Origin of the sequence: Luteitalea sp. (assembly GCA_009377605.1) — a bacterium.
Lineage (GTDB): Bacteria > Acidobacteriota > Vicinamibacteria > Vicinamibacterales > Vicinamibacteraceae > WHTT01.
Map to the genome: position 1 here is coordinate 412 of WHTT01000253.1, position 316 is coordinate 727.

The 316-nt window shown below is 57.3% G+C and carries 1 protein-coding gene (cut by a window edge); it reads left to right on the top strand.

Annotated features, from left to right (window positions below):
• Window positions 1-316, top strand: part of the annotated coding region (locus GEV06_28800) for a DUF4143 domain-containing protein (GenBank protein ID MPZ21843.1) (this coding region is incomplete at its 3' end). 81 nt of the annotated region lie to the left of the window's left edge; 316 of its 397 annotated nt are in view.

A 316-nucleotide genomic window follows, 5' to 3' on the forward strand; every position in this document is an offset into this window, starting at 1 on the left:
GAAAATCTCGTCGCCTCGCACCTGTTGAAATGGGCGCACTTCGAGCAGGATGCCGGGGGACTTGATCTCGATCTGCGCTACTTCCGCGACACGGACGGCCGCGAGGTGGATTTCGTGGTGGTCGAGGGGCGACGACCGCAACTGATGGTTGAATGCAAATGGGGAGACGCCGATGTTGACCGGAGTCTTCGCTATTTTAAAGCCCGATTCCCCGAAACCGAAGCGTGGCAAGTGTCGGCCACAGGCAGTAAGGATTATCTTACCCCTGAGGGTATTCGAGTAAGCCCCGGGCTGGCCTTGTTAAACCGGCTAATCT